The sequence below is a fragment of the Mesorhizobium sp. M4B.F.Ca.ET.089.01.1.1 genome, assembly GCF_004022605.1.
Classification (GTDB): Bacteria; Pseudomonadota; Alphaproteobacteria; order Rhizobiales; family Rhizobiaceae; genus Mesorhizobium; species Mesorhizobium abyssinicae.
Map to the genome: position 1 here is coordinate 1 of NZ_RZOS01000270.1, position 7,810 is coordinate 7,810.

Annotated in this window: 9 protein-coding genes; 6 read left to right on the forward strand and 3 right to left on the reverse strand. The window is 64.9% G+C overall.

Going from position 1 to position 7,810, the window contains the following annotated elements; translation table 11 throughout:
- The coding region (locus EN780_RS22240) for a GFA family protein (protein WP_133372672.1) at positions 1-432 on the forward strand (432 nt) is incomplete at its 5' end.
- Positions 433-935: 503 nt separating this feature from the next.
- Complete coding sequence (locus EN780_RS22245; protein WP_128275329.1) at positions 936-2,126, forward strand: amidohydrolase family protein; 1,191 nt, start codon at positions 936-938, stop codon at positions 2,124-2,126.
- Positions 2,127-2,547: 421 nt separating this feature from the next.
- Here the strand turns inward: EN780_RS22245 and EN780_RS22250 are convergent, their stop codons facing one another.
- Together EN780_RS22250 and EN780_RS22255 are read right to left on the reverse strand one after the other, a co-directional pair.
- A complete protein-coding gene (locus tag EN780_RS22250; RefSeq protein WP_127286275.1) occupies positions 2,548-2,844 on the reverse strand; it encodes an antibiotic biosynthesis monooxygenase in 297 nt (98 codons plus the stop codon).
- 22 nt (positions 2,845-2,866) lie between these two features.
- Positions 2,867-3,178, reverse strand: a complete 312-nt coding sequence (locus tag EN780_RS22255; RefSeq protein WP_128275330.1) for a GYD domain-containing protein — start codon at positions 3,176-3,178, stop codon at positions 2,867-2,869.
- 434 nt (positions 3,179-3,612) lie between these two features.
- On the opposite strand from EN780_RS22255, the gene EN780_RS22260 reads away from it, so the two are divergent.
- Both EN780_RS22260 and EN780_RS22265 read left to right on the forward strand, forming a co-directional pair.
- On the forward strand, positions 3,613-4,809 hold the full coding sequence (locus EN780_RS22260) for a PLP-dependent aminotransferase family protein (protein ID WP_189556658.1): 1,197 nt from the start codon (positions 3,613-3,615) through the stop codon (positions 4,807-4,809).
- A gap of 78 nt (positions 4,810-4,887) precedes the next feature.
- Complete coding sequence (locus EN780_RS22265) at positions 4,888-5,142, forward strand: hypothetical protein (RefSeq protein ID WP_128275332.1); 255 nt, start codon at positions 4,888-4,890, stop codon at positions 5,140-5,142.
- Positions 5,143-5,235: 93 nt separating this feature from the next.
- Here the strand turns inward: EN780_RS22265 and yghU are convergent, their stop codons facing one another.
- Positions 5,236-6,108 carry a glutathione-dependent disulfide-bond oxidoreductase gene (gene yghU / locus EN780_RS22270; RefSeq protein WP_127286279.1) on the reverse strand — a complete coding sequence of 291 codons (873 nt, stop codon included), beginning with the start codon at positions 6,106-6,108 and terminating at the stop codon, positions 5,236-5,238.
- 222 nt (positions 6,109-6,330) lie between these two features.
- Here yghU and EN780_RS22275 point away from each other — a divergent pair, with 222 nt between their 5' ends.
- Positions 6,331-7,233, forward strand: coding sequence for a S1C family serine protease (locus EN780_RS22275; RefSeq protein ID WP_128275333.1), 903 nt, complete (start codon positions 6,331-6,333; stop codon positions 7,231-7,233).
- 73 nt (positions 7,234-7,306) lie between these two features.
- Positions 7,307-7,810: YdeI/OmpD-associated family protein (locus EN780_RS22280; RefSeq protein ID WP_128275334.1), on the forward strand; the 504-nt coding region annotated here is incomplete at its 3' end.

The window sequence follows — 7,810 nt, forward strand, 5'->3', positions numbered from 1 at the left end:
CGGATCCCCGCCCCGCCGCTGTTGACCATGGCCTGCCATTGCACCGGCTGCCAGCGCATGTCGGCCAGCGCCTATTCACTGAGTGCGGCGATCCCGAGCGAGGCCTTCGTGGTCACCGAAGGCGAGCCGGTCATCGGCGGACTGCACGGCGCATCGCGCCACTATTTCTGCCCGCATTGCATGAGTTGGATGTTCACCCGGCCGGAGGGGCTCGACTGGTTCGTCAACCTGCGCCCGACCATGCTCGACGATCCAGGCTGGTTCACGCCCTTCGTCGAGACCTGGACCAGCGAGAAACTGCCTTTTGCGGCGACGCCCGCCGTGCACAGCTACGCGGCGTTGCCGGCGATGGAGGAATACGGCGCGCTGATGGCTGAGTTTGCCCAGGCTCTCGCGAAGGAGGCTTTTGCAGCGGGTGGCTCCGCCGGCTGAGCGCATTGTTGGCGCCTTAACCGGCGGAGCGGGGGGCTGCCACCACTCAATCTCGTCGATGCTGCCCTTGGCATTTTTCGAACAGCAGCATTTTCGAATTGGATAATATTGCGGAACGTCCAGCGGACATTCCGTGAACCAATCGAAACCAAAACCCTCTACGACCGCGCCATGCCAATGGCGCGGGGCCGTTTTGAAGAGAGCCGGCCGTGGTCGACGGGGCCGCGGGGGCGCATGTTGGGGTGCTTTCGGGCCCGCGTCGACCAGGGCGGCTCGTACCGCCGCGAAAACACCATCGCATATCGGCAACGAAGCGGAACTTCCGCGATAGCGGAATATGCCGGCGGGATTGTGCGGATTCGGGCCTGGAAGTTGCCACCCTGGCGCGAAAATGGCGATCGCCGGTTGCGTCATCGGCAACAAACAGTTTCTCGGCCGGCCCGCATTGACCTTGGCCGGCCGAGCGGCGACGACTGGCGCAGCAACCAGACCGGACGGCGCCCTTGACCGATCAGACGATTTTCCGCAACGCCAGGCTGGCCGATGGCTCGCTGGTCGACCTCCATGTTATGGACGGGCGCTTCAACGCCATCACGCCCGCCTCAGCCGCCGGCCCGTCGACGGGCACGGATCTCGGCGGCCAGCTCGTGCTGCCGGGCTTCGTCGAGGGGCATATCCATCTCGACACCTCCTTCTACGGCGATGCCTGGCGACCGCACATTCCCTGCACCAGCGGCTTCGACGTGCGCGAGCGAGTTGCCTTCCAGGCGCGCAAACTCAGCACGGCCGCACCGATGGCAGAGCGCGCGAAAAACCAGCTCGAGCTGTGCATCGGTCACGGCAGCCTTGCCATGCGCAGTCACGTCATGGTCGACGGTTCGGTCGGCTTGAAGCATCTCGAAGTGATCCTCGCCATACGCGAGAAATATCGTGAGCTGATCGACATCCAGCTCGTCGCCTTCCCGCAAAGCGGCATTCTGTCGTCACCCGGCACGCCGGAGTTCTTGGACGAAGCCCTCAGACTCGGCTGCGACCTCGTCGGCGGGCTCGACCCGGCGAGCTTCGACCGCGATGTGAAGGCCCATCTCGAGGTGGTGTTCGGCCTCGCCGGAAAGCATGGCGTCGGCGTCGACATCCACCTGCATGATGGCGGCACGCTCGGCCTGTTCCAGATCGAGGAGATCGCGGCGCGGACCACGGCATTGGGCATGGGCGGCAACGTCGCCGTCAGCCACGCCTACGCGCTGGGCGACATCGCGGCCGACGCGCTGGCCAGGGCCGGCGACATGCTCGCTGCCTCAGGCGTCGCCATCATGACCAACGCGCCCGGCAACCACGCCTTCCCGCCGGTGGCGGCACTGCGCAAGGCCGGTGTCACCGTGTTCAGCGGCTCCGACAACATCCGCGATTCCTGGTGGCCCTATGGCGATGGCGACATGCTGAATCGCGCCAACATGATCGGCTACCGCTCCGGCTTCTACGAGGATTGGGAGCTGGAGGCCGCCTATGACGTGGTGAGTTATGCCGGCGCGAAGGCGCTTGGACTCGAAGGCTACGGTATCGAAGTCGGCGCCAGAGCGGATTTCGTGGTGCTCAAAGCCGAACATGTGCCGGAGGCGGTGGTGGCGGTGCCAGGGGAGCGCACGGTGTATCGGGCGGGCAGGGTGGTGGCGAAAGATGGGGCGGTGTTGTAGGCCGCGCGTGCTCCAAATCAATTTGTATGCAAATGTTTCGTGCCGGCCTGTTTTGTGAAGTCTTTCACCGTTCTCGTGCAATCGATCGGATACACACGCGGCGCAAAACCGGTGCGGCGTGAGAGGGCAGCATCGCTCTTTGCGCCGCAGCGATACGGAGGATATCGATGTTCAAAACCCTTCGCAGGCTTGGAGCTGCTCTCAAGCGAGCCTCCAGGCACAAAGAAACAATGCGTGAATTGAACGAATTGCCGCCTGAGACCCAGAAGGATATCGGCTGGACGGAATCGGTTCAGCCCCACGAAATACGGCTGCCGTTCTAGGAGGCCGGCGCGCGGCGATCGACATGCCGCCGCGCGTCCAGCCGAACGGCGACGGCCGAGCGCCCGGCGGCCCGGCCATCGCAGATTGGCGACGCGCCCTAGTTTATTTCCGCGACGACCGTCCCCGACACCGGGTCGGTCACGCCGAGATCGCCGCCGAGGTCTTCAAGCATATCGCGAAACGTGTCGAGGACGCCGATCATCGACGGGCGCGCCGCCGCGAGGCTGTCCATGTCGTCCCATTCGCCGACCATGCAGAACGTGCGCTCGCCGGTCTTGATCAGGGCGCCCTTGCGAAAACCCTTGGCCGTCAGCGAGATCTTCTCATGTGCGTCGACGAAGGCCTTTTCTTTGCCAGGCTTGGTGCGAAAGCGGACGACGTTGTAGGCGGTCATGGCTTGCTCCGATCGGTTGCGGTCAGCCGGCTGGCTTGTAGGCGCCGGCAGCCTTGTTGGCGGCCGCGAGCACGGCCTTCATGTCGAGTTCTTCGAGGATGACAAAGTCGCTCAACGAGCCGCCCCGCACGGCAAGGGCGATGCCCATCCCGGCAGCCTGGTCCGGCACCTCACCATTGACGACGGCGTCATAGGCGCCGCGCGTGAACATCAAGCCAGTCATCTTGCCACCGACGCTTTCAAAAAGCGCCTTGACTGCAGCTTGCCGGTCCGAGCCTTGCATCAGTCCTTTGGCGGCGTGGGATGCATAATTTGCCAACACGGTGACCTTCATGGGTATCTCCTCCAAATATCATTGTCCCGGGCTGCTGGATTGTTTGAGCAGCACCCGAGTTGCTTGTCCTTTCACTGACGTTTGACGTGGCCCCGACCGCCCGGCAGCCATGCCGACAGCGCCTTGCAACCGGAGCGACGCTTCGGCCTTCAGCAATATGCGCCTATTCTAATATGACGACAATCCCGCCCAAGGCGCGGTTGCATCGACGGGCATGAAGCGCAACAACTTTCCATGCATCGTCGCTGACATGCCTTTTTCTCCTTGGGCCACGCGGAACGCCCTTATGCCTATTCCAACCGGCGAGGGAGCCTGATAATAGGTCAGCTACATTGACCTAAATGCGCATGATCGCGGAAACCGGGAATCCGGATTTGCACAAGATCATGCCCGAGCAAGAATGACTATCCACTGGGAGGTGGCCCTTGACCCTGATGAACCTGTTGGCGTCGCGCGCTTCGCGCATGAAGGCGTCGGAAATCCGCGAGCTGCTGAAACTGCTCGACCAGCCCGACATCATCTCCTTTGCCGGCGGCATTCCGGATCCGGCGCTGTTTCCGGCCGACGCCATCAGCGATGCCTATGCCTCGGTGCTCGGCGGCCCGGAGGCGGGCGCGGCGTTGCAGTACCAGGTGAGCGAGGGCTACCTGCCGCTCAGGAAATGGCTGGCGGGCCAGATGGGCAAGCTCGGCGTCGCCTGCGATGAGCACAACATCTTCATCACCTCCGGCTCGCAGCAGGCGCTGGATTATCTCGGCAAGCTGTTTCTTTCGCCGGGCGACACCGCACTCGTCACCTGGCCGACCTATCTCGGCGCGCTGCAGGCCTTCAACGCCTATGAGCCGCGCTACGACCGGTTGACCCCAGATGGCGGCAACATGACGCCCGCCGCCTACCACGCAGCGGCAGCCGCCGCCGGCGGCAAGGTGAAGTTTGCCTACCTGGTGCCGGACTTCGCCAACCCGACCGGCGAGACGCTCAGCCTGAAACAGCGCGAAGCGGTGCTCGACCTCGCCGGCGAACTCGACATCGCCGTCATCGAGGACGCCGCCTACCGCGCGCTGCGCTATGACGGCGAAGGCGTGCCGCCGATCCTGGCGCTGGACGGCCAGCGCTCGGGCGGCATCGACAATGCCCGCACGCTCTATTGCGGTTCGTTCTCGAAGATCCTCTCGCCGGGCATGCGCGTCGGCTGGGTCTGCGCGCCGCGCCGCGTGGTGGAGCGCCTGGTGCTGATGAAGCAGGCCTCCGACCTGCACAGCCCCTCGATCAACCAGGTGGCCATGCATCGCGCCGCCGAGGCGATCTTCGACCAGCAGGTCGACAAGCTGATCGGCGCCTATCGCGCCCGCCGCGACGGCCTGCTCGGTGCGCTGGAGGCCCACATGCCCGAGGGCGTGACGTGGAGCCGGCCGGATGGCGGCATGTTCGTCTGGGTCACCTTGCCCGAGAGCAGCGACGCCACGGCGCTGCTTGCCCGTGCCGTCAAGGAAGCGCGCGTCGCCTTCGTGCCGGGCAATGCGTTCCATGCCGACGGCACCGGCCGCAACACGCTCAGGCTGAGCTTCACGCTCGCCGACAGCCGCGCCGTGGGCGAGGGCATTCCGCGGCTGGCGAAGCTGCTGGGGTAGCGGGGCAGCGACACCGGAACCTGCAGGGGCGTCCTGGCGTTTCATTCGCACCGGGCTCTGAACCCAAGGAGAGCAGGGATGACGATGATCCTCATCGGTGCGCTGCTGGTCGTTGCCGGCGTCGTCTATATGGCCGGCGCGGCGCTCGGGCGCGGGCGGCTCAGCGAGCCGACGCCGCTCGGCACAGCCACCGAGCGCTCGGCGTCAAGATTGGCCGCGCCGACACTTGAGCCGCGGCGGCGCGGACTCGGTTTCCTCGGTCTGTCGCGGAACTGGCCGGGCCTGCTGATGGCGGGCGTCGGCGCCATGCTGCTGCTGTCGGCGATGCTTTAAGGCGTCTCAGCGTTTCAGGGAAACGCTGAGACTGAACACACTTCCTGGAATTGCTGGGCCAAACTCCAATCCCGGAGATTGGCTCCTCATCTCTCAGCTTGCCTTGGCCAGAAGCTTGTCCTGCGTCTTCGTCTCGAAGTCGCTGGCGTCGTGGCGCTCGTGCAACTGGAAGGCCGGGTCGCCGGAAAGGCGGTTGACCATGCGGCCACGCTTCACCGCCGGCCTTGCGTCGATGGCGTCGGCCCAGCGCTGCACATGCTCATACTCATGCACCGACAGGAACTGGTGGGCATCGTTGTAGCTGCGGCCCTTGGCCAGGCCGCCATACCACGGCCACACCGCCATGTCGGCGATCGTATAGTCCGGCCCGGCGAGGTATTCGCTCTCCGCCAGCCTGCGGTCAAGCACGTCCATCTGCCGCTTGGTCTCCATGGCGAAGCGGTCGATCGCATATTCGATCTTCTCGGGCGCATAGGCGTAGAAATGGCCGAAGCCGCCGCCGAGATAGGGGGCAGACCCCATCTGCCAGAACAGCCAGGAGAAGGTTTCGGCCCGCGCCGCCGGATCCTTCGGCAGGAATTCGCCGAACTTTTCCGCTAGATAGGTCAGGATCGCGCCGGATTCGAAGACGCGGATCGGCTTCTCGCCGCTACGGTCCATCAGCGCCGGGATCTTGGAATTGGGATTGACCTCGACGAAGCCTGAGCCGAACTGGTCGCCTTCGTTGATGCGGATCAGCCAGGCATCGTATTCGGCACCCTTGTGGCCGCGCGCCAGAAGCTCCTCAAGCATGATCGTCACCTTCTGGCCGTTGGGCGTGGCCAGCGAATAGAGCTGCAGCGGATGCTTGCCGACAGGCAGTTCCTTCTCATGCGTCGGGCCGGCGATCGGCCGGTTGATGCTGGCGAAGGTGCCGCCATTGGGCTTGCTCCAGGTCCAGACTTTCGGCGGTGTGTATTGGTTCATCGGGAGGCCTTTGGGTTTGGCGGGGCGCGGGTTGATCGGTCGGTTCGAGCTAAATTTAGGTGCGACCGAGCGCGCGTCAAATAGGGAAGTCCAAAATTTGTTGAACTATTGTCGAGGCGCAGCCATTTCCCTTCTCACCCGCAAGGCGAAGGGGAGAGCAACCCTTGCGCGTCCCCCCATCCGCCATACCTATAGAGGAAACGATCTTGCCAGGATGAACCGATGACCATCGACCAGATTTCACGCTCCGTTGTGGCCGTCCGCGCCACGGTTCCCGACGATGCCTTCACCGCCAACACGCTAGGCACGCGCCGCGAGGGCAGTGGCGTCGTCATCCGCGACGACGGGCTGGTGCTGACCATCGGCTATCTCATCACCGAAGCCGAGGAAGTCTGGCTGACCGACCAGGACGGCCGCGTCGTGCCCGCGCATGCGCTGGCCTACGACCAGGAATCGGGTTTCGGCCTGGTCCAGGCGCTGTCGCCGCTCGGCCTGCCGGCGGTGGCGTTGGGCGACGCCCACAAGGCCAAGGTCGGCGACGCCGTGACGCTCGTCGACGGCATCGGCCAGAGCGTGCGCTCTCATATCGTCACCAAGCAGGAATTCGCCGGCTATTGGGAATATCTGCTCGACGAGGCGATCTTCATCGCGCCCGCCCATCCCTCATGGGGCGGCGCGGCGCTGTTCGGCAAGGACGGCAACCTGCTGGGGGTCGGCTCGCTGCGCCTGCAGATGAGCCGCGCCGGCGAAGTCGCCGACATCAACATGATTGTGCCGATCAACCTTCTGCCGCCGATCCTCGACGACCTGCTGACGCGCGGCCAGGTGGTCAAGCCGCCGCGCCCGTGGCTCGGCGCCTTCTCGGCCGAGTCGAACGGCGTGGTGGTGGGGATGAGCGTCACCGAAGGCGGCCCCGCCGCCAAGGCCGGCTTGCGCCAGGGCGACATCATCTCCGACGTCAGGGACGGCGAGGTCGACGGCCTTGCCGATTTCTACCGCAAGCTCTGGCAAAACCCCGCCGGCTCCGAAATTCCGCTGCGCGTGGTGCGCGACGGTCGCGAGACCTGGCTCCGCGTGAAATCCGCCGACCGCAACAGCTTTCTCAGGAAGCCGCATCTGCAGTGAGGTTGAAGCTGCCGATCTCCCCCACAAGGGGGGAGATCGGCAGTTTCGGCGCTGCGCAACGAGGACCCGTCTGATGCCGCCCGTAAAAGTCGATCCCGGCAAGGTGCATGAATTTGCCGATGCCGAGCGCTTCCGTGCCTGGCTCGCCCGTCACCACGCCAGCGAGACCGAGGTCTGGATCAAGATCCACAAGGTCGGTTCCGGCTTGCCCTCGATCACACCGAAAGACGCCATCGACGTCGTGCTGTGCTTCGGCTGGATCGACGCGGTGCGCAAGAGCCTGGACGACAAGAGCTACCTGCAGCGCTACACGCCGCGCGGCAACAAGAGCACCTGGAGCAGGATCAACGTCGACAATGTCGCCCGCCTGGTCGAGGCGGGTCGCATGACCGAACATGGGCTGCGGCAAGTCGAGGCGGCCAAGGCCGACGGCCGCTGGGCGCGCGCCTATTCGGCCAAGGAGATGACCATCCCGCCCGACCTGCAGGCCGCCATCGACGCCGAGCCGAAGGCGAAGGCCATGCTGGCCGGACTCAACGCCCAGAACCGCTTCGCGCTCACCTTCCGCACCCACAAC

Excerpts from the sequence above, each read along its gene's own strand:
- EN780_RS22255 (WP_128275330.1), bottom strand. The coding sequence starts at position 3,178 with ATGAAGGTCACCGTGTTGGCAAATTATGCATCCCACGCCGCCAAAGGA.
- EN780_RS22250 (WP_127286275.1), bottom strand. The coding sequence starts at position 2,844 with ATGACCGCCTACAACGTCGTCCGCTTTCGCACCAAGCCTGGCAAAGAA.
- yghU (WP_127286279.1), bottom strand. The coding sequence starts at position 6,108 with ATGAACCAATACACACCGCCGAAAGTCTGGACCTGGAGCAAGCCCAAT.
- EN780_RS22260 (WP_189556658.1), top strand. The coding sequence starts at position 3,613 with ATGAACCTGTTGGCGTCGCGCGCTTCGCGCATGAAGGCGTCGGAAATC.
- EN780_RS22275 (WP_128275333.1), top strand. The coding sequence starts at position 6,331 with ATGACCATCGACCAGATTTCACGCTCCGTTGTGGCCGTCCGCGCCACG.
- EN780_RS22265 (WP_128275332.1), top strand. The coding sequence starts at position 4,888 with ATGACGATGATCCTCATCGGTGCGCTGCTGGTCGTTGCCGGCGTCGTC.